An 18,523-nucleotide genomic window follows, 5' to 3' on the forward strand; every position below is an offset into this window, starting at 1 on the left:
CGGCATCCGTGGCGGGTCTAGCATGACCCCTATGGAACGTCGCTCGCGAGTACTCGTCGTCGCCATCGTCGTCTCATTCATCGCGTTCCTCGACGGCGCAGTCATCAACGTCGCCTTGCCGGCGATCGAAGCGGAGCTCGGCGGGGGTCTCGCGCTGCAGCAGTGGGCGGTCGATGCCTACCTCCTGACCCTCGGTTCGCTGATCCTGCTCGCCGGTTCACTGTCGGACTCCTTCGGGCGATTGCGCATCATCCGCATCGGCCTCTACGGCTTCGCCGCCACCTCGGTGCTCTGCGCGGTCGCGCCCGACGGTCTCGTCTTCGTGATCGCCAGGGCACTCCAGGGCGCAGCGGGGGCGCTTCTCGTGCCGAGTTCGCTCGCGCTCATCATCGCGACCTTCCCGGCTGCGGCGCAGGGCAAGGCGATCGGGCGCTGGACCGCGTGGACCACCGTCGCCTTCCTCATCGGGCCGCTCTTGGGCGGAGCGCTCGTCGATCTCGTCTCGTGGCGGCTCGTGTTCTGGATCAACCTGCTGCCGATCGCCTTCTCCCTCGTCTTCATGCACGCGCTCGGTCGAGATGCGCCGAACCCCGCGAAGGAGCGCATCGACTGGCTCGGGGCGGCGCTCGGCGTCGTCGGCCTCGGCGGTACGGTCTTCGCGCTCATCGAGCAGGGCCGGTTCGGTTGGTCGTCGCCGGTGGTCTACATTCCGCTCGTCGTCGGCCTCGTCGCGCTCGTGGTGTTCGTGTGGTGGGAACATCGGGCGCCGCAGCCGATGCTGCCACTCAGCCTCTTCCGCGCGCGCAACTTCGCGGCGGGCAACCTCGCCACGCTCTTCATCTACGCCGCGTTCTCGCTCGGACCGTTCGCGATCACGATCTTCCTGCAGGAGTACGCCGGCTTCTCCGCGACGCTGGCCGGGCTCGCGACCCTGCCGCCGACGATCATGATCGTCTTCCTCGGATCGTGGTTCGGCGGACTCTCGTCGCGCCTCGGGCCGCGGATCTTCATGACGCTCGGCCCGATCACGGTCGCAGTCGGGTACTTGTTGACGCTCATGGTGGCGCCGGATGTCGAGTACTGGACGCAGTTCCTGCCCGGCATCGTGGTCACGGGTCTCGGTATGGCTATGACCGTCGCGCCGTTGACCGCGGCGATCCTCGGCGCGGTCGACCCGGCGAGGGCCGGCATCGGCTCGGCGGTGAACAACGCAGTGGCACGCATCGCGGGGCTCGTCGCGATCGCCTCGATCGGTGTCATCGTCGGCACGCAGCTCGACGTCGACGGCTATCACCGCGTCGCGATCGCGACGGCCGTGTTTCTCGTCGTCGGTGGCATCGTGTCGTGGATCGGGATCCGCAACTCGGAACCGGCGTCGGTCGCGTCAGCGTCCGAGGGCGTCCACGACTGAGCTCGTCGCCGGCGACGGCGTCAGCGTATCGGGACATCCGCTCGCTCGGAAGCGCCGCGCGCGCCGACGACTCCATGGAGACCGCCCAGTTCGGCCGCGCGGTCGAGCGCGGCCATGAGGTCGCTCGTGAGGTCGTCGACGTGCTCGAGCCCGATCGACAGGCGCACGATGCCCGCGCCGGGCTTCGCCTCACCGGCGACCGGTCGGTGCGTGAGCGAAGCCGGGTGCTGTACGAGCGAGTCGACGCCGCCGAGCGACACGGCGTGCGTGATGAGCTCGCACGATTCCGTGAACCGTGCTGCAGCGTCGTAGCCGCCGACGAGTTCGACGGCGATGATCGACCCAGGCCCTTGGAGCTGCGTGCCGAGGAGCCCGGCAGGGTCCTGGCCGGGCAGGCCCGGGTAGTGCACCCCGGCGACCGCCGGATGCGCGAGCAACCGCTCGGCGAGCACGGCGGCCGTCTCCTGTTGCGCGCGCACGCGCAGGGGGAGCGTGCGGAGTCCGCGGTGCAAGAGGTATGCGGCCATCGGATGCAGCAGGCCACCGGTGAGTGCCCGCACCTGCCGCAGGCGCTCGACCCAGGCGCGGTCGCCCGCCACGACGCCGCCCATCACGTCGCCGTGTCCGCCGAGGTACTTCGTGGCGCTGTGCAGCACGAGCGTCGCACCGTGTTCGACCGGGCGCTGCAGCACGGGGGTTGCGAAGGTGTTGTCGACGAGCACCGGCACGTCGCCCGCGGCATCCGAAACGGCCCGGATGTCGACGAGTTCGAGCGTCGGGTTGGCGGGTGTCTCCACGACCACGAGCCCGGTGTCCGGGCGGAGGGCCGAGGCGATGCCCGCGGCATCCGCCCATGTGACCTCGGTGCCGAGCAGGCCGCTCGCGAGCACATGGTCGGTGCCGCCGTAGAGCGGCCGGACCGCGACGACGTGCGGCCGGCCAGCGGAAGCCGTGGCGATCAGCGTCGCTGCGAGCGCGGCCATGCCACTCGCGAAGGCGACGGCGCCTTCGGTGCCCTCGAGACCGGCGAGCGACTCCTCGAAGCGCGCGACGCCCGGCTGCCAGAGACGTTGGTAGACCGCGGAACGGCCTTCGCCGAGGTCGTGGCCGGTCGCGAGCTCTTCGTACGATGCACCGCCGGTCTCGACGGAATCGAGCGGGTTGGTGGTCGAGAAGTCGATCACGGGCACATGGGATCCGCTCTCTCGAACGCCCGCCATGCCGCCGTGGACGGCGCGGGTCTCGAGATGCGACGACGATGTCTGCATGGGTCGAACCAAGCAGAATCTGTGACATTCGGCAACCCGGCATGAAGCATCGATGCGATATGCTCGAAATCTCGAATCTTCTGCATTCCAGACTCAAGGAGCCGACTGATGGCGCAGAAACCAGAACTCGACCGGGTCGATCGCGCACTGCTGCAGGCGCTCTCGACGAACGCTCGTGCCTCGGGTGCCGCCCTCGCCGCCGAGGTCGGGGTCGCCGAGTCCACGGTATCGCTCCGGTTGCGGCGCCTGCAGAGTCTCGGCACCGTGCGCGGCTACCGTGTCGACGTCGATCTCGCCTCGCTCGGCGTCTCGCTTCAGGCGCTCATCGCCATTCGTCTCGTGAAGCACGATCGCAGTGAGATCGATGCCTTCCGTCAGGCCGTGCCCCACTTGCCCGGTGTGCTCGGCGTCTTCCATATGGCGGGTGCGGAAGACTATTTGCTCCACGTCGCCGCGCGCGACGCCGAAGAACTCCGCGAGTTCGTGCTCGCGTACCTCACGGGGCATCCGGCCGTCGCCCACACCGAGACGAACCTGATCTTCGAACACGTCGACGGCGACGGCTGGAACCGGCTCGTCAGCTGAGGCCCGCCGTCGTTGCCGGGTGCCCTCCCGCCCGCCGGTTCGGCGTTCCGAAATCCTGCCAATCCGAGCGAACCGCGCGTTCCCGCGGGCACCGGCCGATATCGTGACTTTGGCCGTGCGAGCGGCCGGCAAGCGATGGCGCGGCGCGAGCACGGCCACGGCTGCCGGCGCCCCGGCGTGAAAGCCCCGCCGTGAAATGGGAGCATGATGAGCAACGACCAGTCGAGCGGAGCCTCGACCGACCGCACCCGATGGCGGCGATACCTCGCCGACGAGCGCGCAGAGGCCGCCGTCTACCGGGAGCTCGCGGCACGACGTGACGGCGAAGAACGTGAAATCCTGCTCGCGCTGGCCGCCGCGGAGGGGCGCCACGAGGCGCATTGGCTCGAGCTGCTCGGCGGCGATGACCACGGCGCGCCTCGCGCCGACGTGCGCACGCGCCTGCTCGGCGCGCTCGCGAGACGATTCGGGTCGATCTTCGTGCTCGCGCTCGCTCAGCGTGCCGAAGCGCGGTCGCCGTATGCGAGCGACCCCGATGCCACCGCCGCGATGGCCGCCGACGAACGCATCCACGGCGAGGTCGTGCGCGGGCTCGCCGCCCGAGGGCGCCGCCGGCTCGCCGGCACTTTCCGTGCCGCCGTCTTCGGCGCCAACGACGGCCTCGTCTCGAACCTCGCACTCGTGCTCGGAATCGGCGCCACGGGAGTGCCCGTGTCGGTGGTGCTCTTCACTGGCGTCGCCGGGCTGCTCGCAGGTGCACTGTCGATGGGCGCAGGAGAGTACGTCTCGGTGCGGTCGCAACGCGAACTGCTCGAGGCATCCGCCCCCGACCCCTCTGCGCGGGACGCCCTGCCCGACCTCGATATCGACGCCAACGAGCTCGCGCTCGTCTACCGGGCGCGCGGCATGGAGGAGCGGGCCGCGGTCGAGCACGCCGCGCTCGTCGTCGCCCGCGTGCACGCGGCCGAGCAGGCGCAGACCCCGACCGATGCATTGAGCGTCGTCGAGCACGACGACGAGGCCGTCGGCACCGGGCTCTCTGCCGCGATCTCGAGCTTCTGCTTCTTCGCATCCGGCGCACTGATTCCGGTGTTGCCCTACCTCTTCGGTCTGACCGGGCTTCCGGCGATCATCACGGCGACGGTGCTCGTGAGCATCGCGCTGCTCGCGACCGGGGCGATCGTCGGCCTCCTCTCCGGGGCGTCGCCGCTGAAGCGGGCGCTTCGCCAGCTCGCCATCGGACTCGGCGCGGCGGCCATCACCTACGTGCTCGGACTCGCGTTCGGCACCACCATCGCCTAGGAGCTCCATGTCACGACGTACTGCCCTGATCACCGGTGCCGGCCGCAGCAACGGCATCGCCTGGGCGATCGCCACCTCACTCGCCGCCGACGGCTGGGACATCGCATTCAGCTACCTGGGCGACTACGACCGGCGGATGTCGCTGGGCGGCGATCCCGACCGGGACCCTGCGGCGCTCGAGGCCGAGCTTCGCGCGATCGGCGTGCGTGCGCTCGGCATCGACGCCGACCTCGCCGATCCTGAGGTGCCCGGCCGACTCGTGTCCCAAGCGTCTGCCGAGCTCGGACCGATCGGTGCGCTCGTGCTCTCGCACGCAGAAGGCGTGGATTCCGGCCTCCTCGACACCTCGCTCGAGAGCTTCGACCGTCACTTCGCCGTGAACACCCGGGCATCGTGGCTGCTGCTCCAGGCCTTCGCCGCGCAGGTGCCGGTCGATGGCGGCGGCCGGGTCGTCGCCCTCACCAGTGATCACGTCGTCGGCAATCTGCCGTATGGCGCGAGCAAGGGTGCCCTCGACCGCATCGTCATCGCGGCCGCCCGTGAACTGGCGCCGCTCGGCATCACGGCGAACCTCGTGAATCCGGGGCCCGTCGACACGGGTTGGATGGACGACGCGACCCGCACGGCGCTGATCGCAGCGCAGCCGAGCGGGCGTCTCGGCACGCCCGATGATGCCGCACGACTGGTGCGCTTCCTCATCTCAGACGAGGGGCGATGGGTCTCGGGTCAGCTGATCAAGAGCGACGGCGGCTTCTCGATCTGATGCGCCGTGATTGATGCGTTCTTACGGCAGCATCATCCGGCCGGCGCGGTCACGAAGTCGATGAGTTCCTCGACGCGGCCGAGCAGGGCGGGTTCGAGGTCGCCGTAGCCGCGCACGCGACCGAGGATGTGCTGCCAGGCGCGGGCGATGTCGGCCTGTTCGGCGTGCGGCCAGCCGAACGCATCGCACACGCCGTGCTTCCACTCTGTGCCTCGCGGAATCACCGGCCAGGCCGTCTTGCCGAGGCGCGCGGGCTTCACGCCCTGCCAGATGTCGATGAACGGGTGCCCGACGACGAGCACATTCGCCGCGTGCGGGCCGCGCATGACGGCGTCGGCGATGCGCTGCTCCTTCGAGCCGGGCACGAGGTGGTCGACGAGCACGCCCGCCTTGCGGCCGGGGCCCGGCGTGAACTCGGCGAGCACGTCGCCGAGCACATCGACGCCTTGGAGGTATTCGACGACGACGCCCTCGATGCGCAGGTCAGCGCCCCAGACCTTCTCGACGAGCTCGGCGTCGTGGCGGCCCTCGACGAATATGCGACTCGGCAGTGCGACCCGGGCGGGCGCCGACGGTGCCGCGAACGACCCCGACGCCGTCCGAAGCCGCCCTGCGGGAGCCTTCGCCTTCGGTGCGACGAGTTGCACGGCCTCGCCGTCGACGAGGAAGCCGTGACCGAGCGGGAACATCCGCTTGCCGCCGAAACGATCCTCGAGTGTCACGACACCCTTCGCAACACCGGTCACCGCACCGCAGAAGCCGTTCTCGGCGAGCTCGACGACAAGATCGCGTTCGGCCTCGACCTCGGGGATGGTGCGACGGCCGCGAGCCTTCCAATCGCCGGCGAGCACGTCGGCTCCGTAACGGTCGAGGGGATCATGGCTGGAGGCATCAGAGGGTGTCGCGGGCACCGGTCGAGGCTAACGGAAGTCGCGCGATCGGTGCGGCGCCGACACGGTGAGCGGCTCGAATCGATCGGCGATGAGATTGGTGACTCCCTCGCGTGATCGTTCGAGCATGCCCCGCACGATCATCGCGGGGGCCTCGCGGGCGATGCGCCGGTAGCGGTTCCACACCCCGACGCCGGCGATCACATTCAGCGTGCCGGACTCGTCTTCGAGGTTGAGGAAGGTGATGCCGCTCGCCGTCGCCGGTCGCTGCCGATGCGTGACCACCCCGCCCACCTCGATGCGGCGGCCCGTTTCAGCCTGCTGCAAGCGGTCGATGCGGATGGCCCCGCGCTCGTCGAGCCGTTCGCGCACGTACCGGATCGGATGGTCGTCAGGGGAGATGCCCGTGGCCCAGAGGTCGTAGACGACCTGCTCGGCCGGGCTCAGCATCGGCAGCAGCGGTGGTTGCACGACGACGACGGAGCCCGCGAGGTACTCCTCGCGGTCGGCGGCGGCCTCGCCCGCAAGCCAGAGGGCTTCGCGTCGCTCGAGCCCGAACCCGTCGAAAGCGCCGGCAGCGGCGAGCGCCTCGAGTTGGGTGGCGTCGAGCGCTGCGCGACGCGAGACGTCGGCCATGTCGCGGTACGGGCCGCGGGCCTCGCGTTCGGCGATGATGCGCTCGGCGACGGCCTTGCCGATGGAGGAGACGTCGGCGAGACCGAGACGCACGGCGAACGACCCGTCACGACGGTGCTCAGCCCCGCGGTCGGGTGCGGTGCGGTCGAAATCCTTGCCGATGGGCGGCTGCACCGGGTTCGCGCACGCATCGAGGCCGGTCGGATGCTGCGTTCCCTGAGCCGGTCGAAGGGAACCCGTTTCGACAGGCTCAGCGAGCGGTTCGCTCGTCTCGAGCCCCGCGTGCACCCCCGACCGCAGGATATCGGGGCGCAGCATCTCGACGCCGTGGCGCCGCGCATCGGCGGTGAGCGTCTGCGGCGAGTAGAAGCCCATGGGCTGCGCGCGCAGGAGCGCGGCGAGGAACGCGGCCGGATAGTGCAGCTTCAGCCACGAGCTCGCATAGACGAGCAGTCCGAAGCTCAGGGCGTGGCTCTCGGCGAAGCCGAAGTTCGCAAAAGCCTCGATCTTCGCGTAGATCGAGTCGGCGACCTCGTCTTCGATGCCGTTCTCAGCCATGCCCGCGTAGAGCTTCGCTTTCAACCGCTCGATCTTCTCGACCCCGCGCTTCGAGCCCATGGCACGCCGCAACTGGTCGGCGTCGGCGGCGTCGCAGTTGCCGACCGCGACCGCCATCTGCATGAGCTGCTCCTGGAAGAGGGGAACCCCCAGCGTGCGCTCGAGCACCGGCTCGAGTTTCGGATGCAGGTAGCTCACCGCCTCTTCACCCGTGCGGCGTCGGATGTACGGATGCACCGCGCCGCCCTGCACGGGCCCCGGACGGATGAGCGCGATCTCGACGACGAGGTCGTAGAAGCAGCGTGGCTTGAGCCGGGGGAGCGTGCCCATCTGCGCCCGGCTCTCGACCTGGAACACCCCGATCGAGTCGGCGCGGCAGAGCATGTCGTAGACCGCCTCCTCTTCTTTCGGCAGGGTCGAGAGTTCCCACACCTCACCCGTCGACTCCCGCACGAGGTCGAAGGTGTACTGCAGGGCGGCGAGCATGCCGAGGCCGAGCAGGTCGAACTTCACGAGGCCCATCCATGCGCAGTCGTCTTTGTCCCACTGCACCACGGTGCGGTTCTCTTTGCGGGCGTGCTCGATCGGCACCACCTCGCCGACTGGGCGGTCGGTCAGCACCATGCCGCCCGAGTGGATGCCGAGGTGGCGCGGAAAGGTGAGCACCTGGCCTGCGAGCTCGACGACGGCGTCTGGGATGTCGTGGTCGTCGGTCTCGACCACGGCGCCCCAGCGTTCGACCTGTCGCGACCACGCATCTTGCTGGCCGGTGGAGTACCCAAGCGCCTTCGCCATGTCGCGCACGGCGACCTTCGGCCGATAGCTGATGACGTTCGCGACCTGCGCCGCGTTCTGCCTGCCGTACTTGTCGTAGACGTACTGGATGATCTCTTCGCGCCGGTCGGAGTCGAAGTCGACGTCGATGTCGGGCTCCTCATCGCGGAGCGCGGAGAGGAATCGCTCGAACGGCAACCCGTACCCGATCGAGTCGACCGCGGTGATGCGCAGCGCGTAGCAGACCGCCGAGTTCGCCGCCGAGCCGCGCCCCTGGCAGAGGATGCCGCGCCGCCGCGCCTCGGCGACGATGTCGTGCACGATGAGGAAGTAGCCGGAGAAGTCCTTCAACTCGATGACGTCGAGCTCGCGCTCGAGCCGCTCGCGCACATGCATCGGCACACCGGGGTAGAGCTGCTCTGCGCCCTGCCAGACGAGCACCCGTAGCCAGCTCATCGGCGTGTGTCCTGCCGGCACCTCTTGCTTCGGCAGCTTCGGGCGGGCGCTGCGCAGGGTGAAGCCGAGCTCTTCGGCGAGCGTCACCGAGCGGGCGACGGCGCCGGGGTAGCGGGCGAACCGCTCGGCCATCTCTGCGCCGCTGCGCAGATGCAGCTGGTCGGATGCCGGCAGCCATCCGTCGAGCTCGTCGAGGCTGCGGCGCGCCCGTACCGCCGCGAGGGCCGCGGCGAGGCGATGCTCGGGCGGAGTCGCGTAGTGCACGGCGTTCGTCGCGAGGAGCGGCAGGCCTGCCCGCTCGGCGAGTCCGGCGAGGGCGTCGTTGGACTGCTGATCGAACGGATGCCCGTGGTCGAAGAGCTCGACCACGACGTTCTCACGGCCGAAGAGCGCGGTGAGGCGATCGAGCTCGCGCGCCGCGGCATCCGCCCCGCCCTCGGCGAGTGCACGACGCACCGCGCCTTTGCGGCATCCGGTCGGCACGATCCACTCACCGGCCGCCCGTTCGGCGAGCTCTTCGAGGGAGTACACCGGTCGCCCCTTCTCGCCGCCGGCGAGCTGACCGGCGGTGATCGCGCCGGCGAGGCGGTGATAGCCGGCTTCGCGTCTGGCGAGCACGAGCAGATGTTCGCCTTCGGGGTCGGCGAAGCCGTTCTGCGGGCCCTGCAGGCCGAGCGAGAGCTCGGCGCCGAAGACCGTCTGCAGCTCGGGGAAGCTCTCGGCGGCCTCGGCGAAGTGCACGATGCCGTAGAAGCCGTCGTGGTCGGTGATGGCGAGCCCCGTGAGCCCCAGCCGATGCGCCTCTTCGACCAGTTGCTCGGGTGATGAGGCGCCGTCGAGGAAGCTGAAGTTCGAGTGCGCGTGCAGCTCGGCGTAGGGCACGACCGGCCCGGCCGGCGCCTCGAGGTCGGTTGCAGGGCGATACGGATGCCGCTTGCGGCTCCACGCCGGACTGTCGCCGCCGTCGACGATGAGCTTGGGCGCACCCGGCCGACGCGCATCGGAGAGCTTGCGCTCGAGCTCCGACCACGGGATGCCCGGGTTGTTCCACCCCATCAGGGACCACCACCCATCAGTCGTACCTCGCTTCGGCCCACCAGCCTGCTTCGTCGCGTACGAGCAGCCACGCGCAGCCGTCGTCGTCGACGATCTGGAAGCGGTGCACACGTTTGGCGTGCTCGGCATCCCACCAGCGCTCGACGACCGGCCAGGGCCCCGCCCAGGCCCGCACAGGGGCGGCGACGCCGCCGGCGAGCGCGAAGCGTTCGGGGTTCGCCGAGATCGCCCCACGGGCGTCGATCGTGACCGGGGAGCCGCTGGCGTCGAGCAGCCCGATCGGCAGCCGCTCACGGAAGACGCTCGCGGGCGCGAGAGCGGGCAGGCTGCCGGGCCACGGCGCCGCCGTCTGCTCGCCCGTGCGCTCGGGAACCCGGTCGCCCCACGGCACGAGCACGTGCCGGTCGGCGAGCATGCGGCCACCACCGACCGACGCGGTCACGACCGCATCGTGGCCGAGCATGCTCTGCACCCGGGTGAGTCCATGGTGCACGCGCTCGTCGGGTCCGCCGCCCCAGAGCCCCTCTTCGTGGTTGCCGGTCGAGTCGATGCGTTCGGGCACGACGCGTAGCCGCACGATGGGCGAGGCGAGTCCGCTGTCGGCGGTGCCCGCGCCCTGCAGCTGCCAGCGCACCCGGTCGACGACGTCGGCGGGTGTGAACCAGCGTGGGTGCAGCCAGCTTCGGCTCGAGTGCCCGCCGCCTTCGTCGTCGATCTCGACGCGGATGCCGGTGCACACGAGTCGCTTCGCCCGCATGCGTTCGATGAACTCGGAGGCATGCACCCGGAAGGCGAAGGCGAGCTGGTCGATGCGATCGAGCGGCGGCTCGAACTCCTGCGCTACCTCGAACTCGGGCGGCGGTGTGCGTGCGAGCACCCTGGCCTGCTCGCGCCCCGACGCCCGGTCGTGTGCGAACGCGCCCGCCGCGCCGAAGCGACGCCGCACATCGGCCTCGGGTAGCGCTGCGAACTCGCCGAGGGTGCGAACGCCGAGCCGGTTGAGCAGGGTCGACGTGCGCGCATCGACGACGAGGCTCACGGGCAGCGGAGAAATGAACGCAGCGGATGTCCCGGGCGCGACGATGCCCACGGGAGACTCGCCGGTCGCCCGCGCGGCCTGCTCGGCCGCGAAGGGGCCGTCGGCGACGCCCACCCTGGCCCCCGGCACTCCGAGTGCGGCGACGGTGTCGAGGAGCGCCTGCGCCGCGGCATCCTCGCCGCCGTAGTAGCGGGCGGGGCCGCGTGCCCGCATCGCGAGCGTGCCCGGGCGGATGAGCTGCACGCCAGGCACCGTCTCTTCGACACGTCGCACGACCGGTTCGAAGACCCGCACATCGAGCGAGGCGTCGTAGTCGAGCAGCGTGAGCGCGGGGGAGCGGTACTGGGCTTCGCGAATCTTCAATCCGCGAACGACACCGTCGCTGCGGGCGGCCGCCGAGCAGGCGAAGACCTGCCCTCCTTCGGTGAGGGCGATGGGGGAAGCCGGGTCGATCCCGTGTTCGCGACAGGCCGCGAACACGGGCCAGTCGGCACACCAGAGCACGATCGTGCGGCCGGGGTCGACGATCATCAGACGGCCCGCCGCACGTATTCATCGAGGCGCACCGGCACGTCGAGGCGCACCGGTGCCCGGGGCGTCTCATCGTCGGCGGCCGCCTGGAACTCGAGGGAACGCCCCGGCAGTCGGAGCCGCGAGCGTGCACGCCGGCCGAACTCCCCGCGCCCGCCGGCCGTGACGACGACGTCGCGGTCGCTGAGATGCCCGTGCCCCAGCTCGAGCCCGTGCCACTCGCTCGTCTCGACCCCGAGGCTCGCGTCGCTGCCCGGCCATTCGCCCGCGACGAGCAGCACGGTGCCGCGCTGCCTGAGCCGCGCCGTCAGCCGTGACGACTCGGCGGGGGCGACCCGACCGGCCGGTCGCACGGCGACCACGGGAATCACGTCGGCGAGCGCGCCGACCACGGCGAGCCACTGCCGCCCCGGGTCGGGCACGAGCACGAGTCGGTCGAGGTCGATGCCGAACCGTGCGGCCGCCTCGACGCCGAACTCCGGCATGCCGGCGACGGCAACCCAGCGCCCGCTCGCCGAGGGGCCGGCGAGGAGGGCCATGAGCAGGGTCGTGGAGCCCTCGACGGTGACGACCGTGCCCTCGCGCAGGCTGCCGCCCGGCAGCACCTGTTCGAGGGCCGGATGTGTAGGCACCGTCTTGGAGTCGAGCCGCGTGGCCTGCATCCCGCGGATGCGGGCCTGCAGCTCCTCGACGCGCGAGGGCACTTCAGCCGGGGCGAGGGGAGCGGTCATGGTCACTCACCTAGTTTCGAACACATGTTCGAAACTAGCAAGTCGGCAGTGCCGACTGTCCTGGGGTGTTGGTGTTCGCTCTCATGAGTGCCCGCATTGTTCACGCCCCGGGGTAGGCCGCATTATGCCATGGGCAGGGCGTTCTCGAATTCTTCCGCGAATGCCTCCATTCAGGGTACGAATGAGCGCAGCCACACCCGCATCTTCGATGTGCGAAAGCGGGGGCGATGCGCGGGAATTCGTAGGAATCTACGACTCACGCCTCATTGACGGCTGAGGCTCCGAATGTTTGGACCGGTTGTGCGAACACTTGACGTGGGTCCAATCCCTATGAAAGTGTTTCGACGGCGGCGCGCTGAATCGATTCAATGATCCTTCAGCTGTTCACGGCCGATCAATGACGATTGGAGCTCCAGCAACGATGCATGAATCCACTCAGCCACGCGCTCGTGTTCGTGGGATCGGCGTGTTGCTGATCGCGATCGGTTTCACTGTGGCAGGCATTCTCGTGCCGGTTGCGGGAGCGAGCGCAGCTGATGCTCCGGCGCTCACGGCATCTGACTTGAAAGCCAACAGCCTGGTCGATCCGCTCGGCATCGAGGGCGCGGCGCCGCTGCTGAGTTGGCAGCTCCACTCGACCGAGCGAGGCGTCACCCAGACGGCGTACCAGATCAGGGTGGCGAGCTCTGAGAATCAGCTCGAATCAGCGGATGTCTGGAACGCCGGCCGAGTCGACTCCGACCAGCAGCTGGGTGTGCAGTACGGCGGTCCGGACCTGGTGTCTGAGACCCGCTACGTCTGGCAGGTGAAGGTCTGGGATAACCGCTCCAATGAGTCCGACTGGTCTGAGCCGGGCTCGTTCGAGACCGCGATGCTGAGCAACGACGAGTGGCAGAGCGATTGGATCGGTGCGGACGCGACCGCTCAGGCCGCGGCGTGGCGCGACTACACCGTCAACGTCGACTTCACGGCCCAACCCGGAACCGGCTTCGGCCTCTACCTGCGAAGCTCCACGGACACGGGCAACGCCTACATGTGGCAGCTGAACGACACGGAGCCGGGCCACCCGAAACTGCGCCCGCACAACCGGGTGGAGGGCAGCTATTCCGTCCTTGACGAGATCGATCTCACCGAGGTCGGCCTCGCCGCCGATGTGCTCGCCCACCGCGCGACGATGTCGATCCAGCTCAGCGGCTCCACCATCACGACGACGATCAACGGCGTCGTCGTCGACGTGCGCACCGACACCTCGCACTCCGGCGGATACGTCGGAGTGCGCCTGCACGACTCTTCGCACGACGACGTCGTCTTCCACTCGATCACCGTCAATTCGCCGACCGAGACCATGTACGAATCGCGCTTCGACTCCGGCGACAACCCGTTCGGCGTCGGCGAGCTCCTCCGCGGAGAGAACGGCGGTCTTCACGTCTCGGGCACGGTCGAGGCCCTCTGGAAGCCGAGCCTGCCGATCCTGCGCAAGAGCTTCCCCACCCGAGACGGCAGGGCGATCGCCAGCGCGCGCGTCTATGCATCCGCTCTGGGGCTCTACGAACTCTCACTCAACGGGCAGAAGGTCGGCGATCAGCAGGAGGCTCCCGGATGGACCGACTACGCGCAACGCATCCAGTATCAGAGCTATGACGTCACCGAGCTGATCGCGAGCGGCGACAACGCCATCGGGGCCATGGTCGCTCCCGGCTGGTACTCCGGCCACATCGCCTGGCTCGGCGCCAACCGCTACGGCTCGCAGCCCGGGGTCATCGCCAAACTCGTCATCCACTACACCGACGGCACGGAACAGGTCATCGGCACCGACTCCAGCTGGACAACGGCTCCCGGACCGTTCGTCAGCGCCGACCTGCTCATGGGCGAGAGCTACGACGCCAACCGGCTCCAGGACGGCTGGAACCAGCCCGGTTTCGACGATTCTTCATGGTCGGATGCCTCGGTGCTCGACTCCGCCGCGATCCAGTACCTGCGGCCGCAGACCGACGAACCCGTTCGCATCACACACGAATTGCCGGCCGTCGCGCAGACCGAGGCTCCAGCAGGCAGCTACATCTACGACCTCGGCCAGAATATGGCGGGTGTGGCGAAGGTGACCCTGACCGGCGTGGCCGGCCAGCACGCGACCATCCGTCACGGTGAGGTGCTCAGCGCCGACGGGAGTCTCTACACCGCCAACCTGCGTGCGGCGAAGGCGACCGATCACTACACCTTCGGCGCCGACGGCACCATCACCTACATGCCGCGCTTCACGCAGCACGGCTTCCGGTACGTCGAGATCAGCGGCGTGTCCTCGCCCCCCGCGCTCGTCGACGTCGTCGGCCAGGTCTTCTCCTCGGATCTCGAGCAGACCGGTGCCTTCGAGACATCCGACCCGATGTTGAATCAGTTGCAGAGGAATATCGTCTGGGGGCAGCGAGGCAACTTCATCTCGGTGCCCACCGACACGCCTGCGCGCGACGAGCGGCTCGGCTACACGGGTGATCTCAATGCGTTCGTGAGCACGGCGACCTTCAACATGGACTCGCTCGAGTTCATCAAGAAGTTCATGAAGGATGTGCGCGACAAGCAGAAGGACGACGGCGAGATCCCGCAGTGGACGCCGATGCCCGACGACGCGTTCGACAGCGGCACCGGCTGGTCGGACGGCGCCGTGACCATTCCGTGGACGGCGTGGAGAAGTTACGGCGACACCGAGGTCATCTCGGAGAACTACGAGTCGATGCTCGGATTCTTCGGGTTCCTCGAGACCAACTTCCCCGACTACATCCGGGTGGACGGGCCGTACGGCGACTGGCTCAACCTGGCCGATGCCACTCCCGCTGAGGTGCTCGGCACCGCCTACTACGCGTACGACGCGCGACTCATGAGCAAGATGGCGGCGGCGATCGGCGAGACCGCGGATGCCGAACGCTTCGGCGCCATCGCCGAGGAGGCGACGGCCGTCTTCGTCGAGAAATTTGTCGCGCCGGACGGCACCGTCACGAGCGGCAGCCAGACGGCGTACGCGTTGGCGCTGGGCATGGACCTGGTGCCGGCAGAGCTCCGCGCAGCGGCCGGCGAGAAACTGGTCGCCAACATCGCGTCTCGCGGCTATCACCTCTCCACCGGATTTCTCGGCACTCCCTGGCTCATGAATGCCTTGAGCGAGACCGGGAACTGGGACACCGCATACCGGCTGATGGAGCAGAAAACCATTCCCTCGTGGGGATACGAGGTCGAGTCCGGGGCGACCACGATGTGGGAGCGCTGGGACTCCATCGACGCCAACGGAAACTTCGGCGACCCGTCGATGAACTCGTTCAACCACTACGCGTTCGGTGCGGTCGGCGACTGGATGTATCGCAACATCGGCGGCATCAGCGCAGACGAGCCCGGGTACAAGTCGTCGATCATCGCGCCGACCCCCGGTGGCAGTCTCACCACCGGCAAGGCCGCCTTCCAGTCGGTGTACGGGGAGATTTCGAGCGACTGGTCGCGCGATGCTGCCGGCTTCTCGTTGAAGGCGACGGTGCCGGTGAACACCACTGCGACGGTGCGCATTCCAGCCGCGAACCTCTCTGCCGTGACCGAGAGCGGCGTACCGCTCGGTGACGCCGAGGGCATCGAAATGCTCCCGGGTGACGCCGCGCACGTCGTGGTCGTCGTCGGTTCAGGAAGCTACGACTTCGCCGTCAGCGAGCAGCGAGGAGCCCTCGGTGAGATCGTCGAGGCGGCCGAAGCACTGGTCGACCAGGTCGAAGACCTGCGGAGTGGGGGAGACCTCACCGCCGAGCTGGCCGCGAGACTGACCGACGACCTGACCGACGCCATCTCGAACATCAGCGATGCGATCGAGATCGTCGAAGCCGACGGTGCCGGTGCCATCATGCAGCTCCGGGCGGCGCTCGCCACCGTGAGGGCCGCGGAGGCCTGGCTCCCATCCTCTGGCATCGGCGAAGCGACGCTGGCGGTGCTGGCCGGCGGCCTCGAGCACATCGACGATGCGCTCACCGAGGTCCTCTCCGGCCTCACCGGCATCTCGGTCGACCTCTCGATCGGCGAGTCCAGCACGCTCCTGCCCGGCGACCGGTTCACCCTCACCTCGACGATCGGCAACTCCGGTACCGAGTCACTGACCGCCGTCACTGCGACCCCCTCACTGCCAGAGGGATGGACCGTCGAACCGGCCATCGGCGGCACGCTCGATGCCCTCGCCCCCGGCGAGAGCCACGTCGACGAGTTCACGGTCACCGTGCCCGGCAGTCAACTGCCGGCTGACCTCACGCTCGGCGCCCGGGTCGACTACACGTACGCCGACACCGAACTGTCGGCTTCGGCATCCATCACCGCGTCTGTCGCCTCCGGCATCGCCGTCAGCGATGCCGTTGCGACGCCGGGGACGGTCGCGCCGTCAACGGCGACGACTGTGGACGTGACGCTGCAGAACACAGGAACCGTCGCGGTGTCTGGGCAGGCGTGCGTGGTCGTGCCGAACGGCTGGGCGACCCCGCTGCCGACGAGCATCATCGAAGTGCCTGCCGGAGGCGCCATTACCGTTCCCGTCACGGTCTTCGTGCCGACCACGCTGAGCGAGGAGGACCTCTCACTCCCGGTCGCATTCGAGCGAGACGGAGCAGGCCTGGCCACGGGGGCCGTCGCTATCCACGCGACCGTGCCGCTGCCGTCGCACGGGAGCTTCGATCACATCGACCTCGGAGACGGCGCATCGGAGTCGGCGCACAGCCTGACGGCGTCCGCGTCGTCTGGAACCAGCGTCGAGGGCGGCCTCAGTCGCCGCTACACCAGCAGCATGCGTGGCTCGTTCTTCGAGTTCGACATGCAGGTTCCGAAGAACGAACCGTTCGTCATCCAGGCCATCGAGACTTTCGACGGACCGCGGCTCAAGCGCTATGACGTGCTGGTCGACGGGCTGGTCGTGCAGAAGCGAGTGTTCACCAGAACAATGAATTCCGCCGGCCTCGGCAACTACCAGATCCTCGTCGACGATCCCAAGGCGCTCAGCAATGACGGCACCGTGCGGATTCGGATGGACCGCACTGCCGACTCCGATTTCGACGCCTCGATCGCCGACCTCTGGACCTCACCCGTCGACGCCGACACCATCGCCCCTGTGGTCATGGCAACGGTGACGCCGGCACCCGCAGCTGAGAGCAGCTGGTGGCTTCTGGGCGATGCGACCGTGACGATCGCGACCCAGGATGACCGAGCCGGCGACGTGACCTCACAGTACAGAAAGGCGGGCGGGGCCGAGTGGACGACGTATTCCGACCCGATCACGGTGACGGAAACGGGTGAACACACGATCGAGTATCGGGCGGTGGATGCCTCGGGCAACGAGAGTGCGGTCGCTGCCGTGTCGTTCAAGGTCGACGCAGTCGCCCCCGTGACGCACGCGAGCGACACGTCGAGCGAAGCCGACGAAGCGGCCGAACGTGCCTCGGTGACGCTCTCGGCCACCGACGAAGGCTCGGGCGTCGCAGCCACGCGATACCAGGTCGACGGTGGCGACTGGGCCGACTTCGATGGCACTGCCGTCGTCGTCGAGGGGCTCGGCGACCACACCGTCAGCTATGCCTCGACGGATGTGGCGGGCAACGTCGAGGGCACGAACAGCCTCGCGATCTCGATCGCCGACGGCATCGCACCCAGCGTGACACTCGAGCTGTCGGGGGCGGGAGCTAACGCCTGGCTGCGCGCAGATGCGTCGGCGACGCTGACCGCGACGGATGCCGGGTCGGAGATCGACTCGATCGAGTACCGTCTCGGCGAGGACGACTGGACCGAATACTCCGAGCCGGTCTATCTGCCCGACGGCCAGTACACCGTGCAGTTCCGCGCCACCGACGTCGCGGGCAACACCAGTGCGACCGGTGTTCAGGAGGTCAAGGTCGACCGCGTCGATCCGATGGTCTGGGGCTGGCTGTCGACGGCCGGGCCCATGACCGCTGTTGCGAGCGATGCAGGATCAGGTGCGGACCGCATCGAGTACTCGCTCGACGGCACGAGCTGGTTGAGCGGCCTCAGCCCGCTCCTCGCTGCGGAGAGCAGCCCCGAGCGCGTGCAGCTGCGCGCGGTCGACGTGGCCGGTAACACCGGTGCAGCGCTGGAGCTGAGCCGGATCGCGGACGCACCCGATGGCCTCACCGTGAGGCCGAGCGACCGTCTCGTGATCGAGGCGAGCGGCTTCACCGCGGGCGAGTCGGTTCGAGTCGAGCTGCACTCCGATCCGGTGGTGCTCGGCACTGCCGTAGCGGATACCTCCGGGGTCATCGCGCTGCGGGCAACGGTTCCCACTTCGGTTGCTGCGGGCGAGCACACGATCGTGTTCCTCCTGGCAGGGGGCGGCTCAGGCGGGCCGGGCACCATTCCGGTCGGGGTTCTGCCGTCCACGGGATCCGAGCCCGCGCCCTGGTTCTGGGCCGGAATGACCCTGCTGTTCGTGGGCGGCCTCTTCTTCATCCTCCGCCGACGCCGTCGTGCGGAGCAGACACAGCACAGGAGCATGATCTGACGT

10 protein-coding genes are annotated in these 18,523 nt (G+C 68.9%); 5 read left to right on the forward strand and 5 right to left on the reverse strand.

Annotated features, from left to right (window positions below; genetic code table 11):
• The first annotated feature begins 31 nt into the window (after positions 1–31).
• Positions 32–1,411, forward strand: a complete 1,380-nt coding sequence (locus tag AC1C2S_RS18045) for an MFS transporter (protein ID WP_495353978.1) — start codon at positions 32–34, stop codon at positions 1,409–1,411.
• Between the two features lie 20 nt (positions 1,412–1,431).
• Here the strand turns inward: AC1C2S_RS18045 and AC1C2S_RS18050 are convergent, their stop codons facing one another.
• Positions 1,432–2,679, reverse strand: a complete 1,248-nt coding sequence (locus AC1C2S_RS18050; protein WP_495353979.1) for a trans-sulfuration enzyme family protein — start codon at positions 2,677–2,679, stop codon at positions 1,432–1,434.
• 108 nt (positions 2,680–2,787) lie between these two features.
• Here AC1C2S_RS18050 and AC1C2S_RS18055 point away from each other — a divergent pair, with 108 nt between their 5' ends.
• The 3 genes from AC1C2S_RS18055 to AC1C2S_RS18065 all read left to right on the forward strand — a co-directional run bounded on the left by AC1C2S_RS18055 (position 2,788) and on the right by AC1C2S_RS18065 (position 5,329).
• Positions 2,788–3,264 carry an Lrp/AsnC family transcriptional regulator gene (locus tag AC1C2S_RS18055; RefSeq protein WP_495353980.1) on the forward strand — a complete coding sequence of 159 codons (477 nt, stop codon included), beginning with the start codon at positions 2,788–2,790 and terminating at the stop codon, positions 3,262–3,264.
• 204 nt (positions 3,265–3,468) lie between these two features.
• Positions 3,469–4,566 (forward strand): VIT1/CCC1 transporter family protein, encoded by a 1,098-nt coding sequence (locus AC1C2S_RS18060; RefSeq protein WP_495353981.1) that lies wholly within the window; start codon positions 3,469–3,471, stop codon positions 4,564–4,566.
• Between the two features lie 7 nt (positions 4,567–4,573).
• Complete coding sequence (locus AC1C2S_RS18065) at positions 4,574–5,329, forward strand: SDR family oxidoreductase (RefSeq protein WP_495353982.1); 756 nt, start codon at positions 4,574–4,576, stop codon at positions 5,327–5,329.
• A gap of 32 nt (positions 5,330–5,361) precedes the next feature.
• On the opposite strand, the gene AC1C2S_RS18070 is transcribed toward AC1C2S_RS18065, so the two are convergent.
• The 4 genes from AC1C2S_RS18070 to imuA' are packed head-to-tail and all read right to left on the reverse strand — an operon-like array spanning position 5,362 to position 12,000.
• Positions 5,362–6,240, reverse strand: a complete 879-nt coding sequence (locus AC1C2S_RS18070) for a DUF3097 domain-containing protein (RefSeq protein ID WP_495353983.1) — start codon at positions 6,238–6,240, stop codon at positions 5,362–5,364.
• Between the two features lie 9 nt (positions 6,241–6,249).
• On the reverse strand, positions 6,250–9,699 hold the full coding sequence (locus AC1C2S_RS18075; RefSeq protein WP_495353984.1) for an error-prone DNA polymerase: 3,450 nt from the start codon (positions 9,697–9,699) through the stop codon (positions 6,250–6,252).
• A gap of 16 nt (positions 9,700–9,715) precedes the next feature.
• Positions 9,716–11,269, reverse strand: coding sequence for a DNA polymerase Y family protein (locus AC1C2S_RS18080; protein ID WP_495353985.1), 1,554 nt, complete (start codon positions 11,267–11,269; stop codon positions 9,716–9,718).
• On the reverse strand, positions 11,269–12,000 hold the full coding sequence (imuA', locus tag AC1C2S_RS18085; RefSeq protein ID WP_495353986.1) for a DnaE2-dependent mutagenesis accessory factor ImuA': 732 nt from the start codon (positions 11,998–12,000) through the stop codon (positions 11,269–11,271). Before imuA' ends, AC1C2S_RS18080 begins: the two co-directional genes overlap by 1 nt.
• Before the next feature lie 493 nt (positions 12,001–12,493).
• Here imuA' and AC1C2S_RS18090 point away from each other — a divergent pair, with 493 nt between their 5' ends.
• Entirely contained in the window at positions 12,494–18,520 is a 6,027-nt protein-coding gene (locus AC1C2S_RS18090) for a family 78 glycoside hydrolase catalytic domain (RefSeq protein WP_495353987.1), read from the forward strand.
• The last annotated feature ends 3 nt before the right edge of the window (positions 18,521–18,523 follow it).

It is taken from the genome of Agromyces sp. Y782 (genome assembly GCF_059445405.1).

Bases quoted from the DNA above. Each gene is read 5' to 3' on its own strand.
- AC1C2S_RS18045 (WP_495353978.1), top strand. From the start codon at position 32: ATGGAACGTCGCTCGCGAGTACTCGTCGTCGCCATCGTCGTCTCATTC.
- AC1C2S_RS18050 (WP_495353979.1), bottom strand. From the start codon at position 2,679: ATGCAGACATCGTCGTCGCATCTCGAGACCCGCGCCGTCCACGGCGGC.
- AC1C2S_RS18055 (WP_495353980.1), top strand. From the start codon at position 2,788: ATGGCGCAGAAACCAGAACTCGACCGGGTCGATCGCGCACTGCTGCAG.
- AC1C2S_RS18060 (WP_495353981.1), top strand. From the start codon at position 3,469: ATGATGAGCAACGACCAGTCGAGCGGAGCCTCGACCGACCGCACCCGA.
- AC1C2S_RS18065 (WP_495353982.1), top strand. From the start codon at position 4,574: ATGTCACGACGTACTGCCCTGATCACCGGTGCCGGCCGCAGCAACGGC.
- AC1C2S_RS18075 (WP_495353984.1), bottom strand. From the start codon at position 9,699: ATGGGGTGGAACAACCCGGGCATCCCGTGGTCGGAGCTCGAGCGCAAG.
- AC1C2S_RS18080 (WP_495353985.1), bottom strand. From the start codon at position 11,269: ATGATCGTCGACCCCGGCCGCACGATCGTGCTCTGGTGTGCCGACTGG.
- imuA' (WP_495353986.1), bottom strand. From the start codon at position 12,000: ATGACCGCTCCCCTCGCCCCGGCTGAAGTGCCCTCGCGCGTCGAGGAG.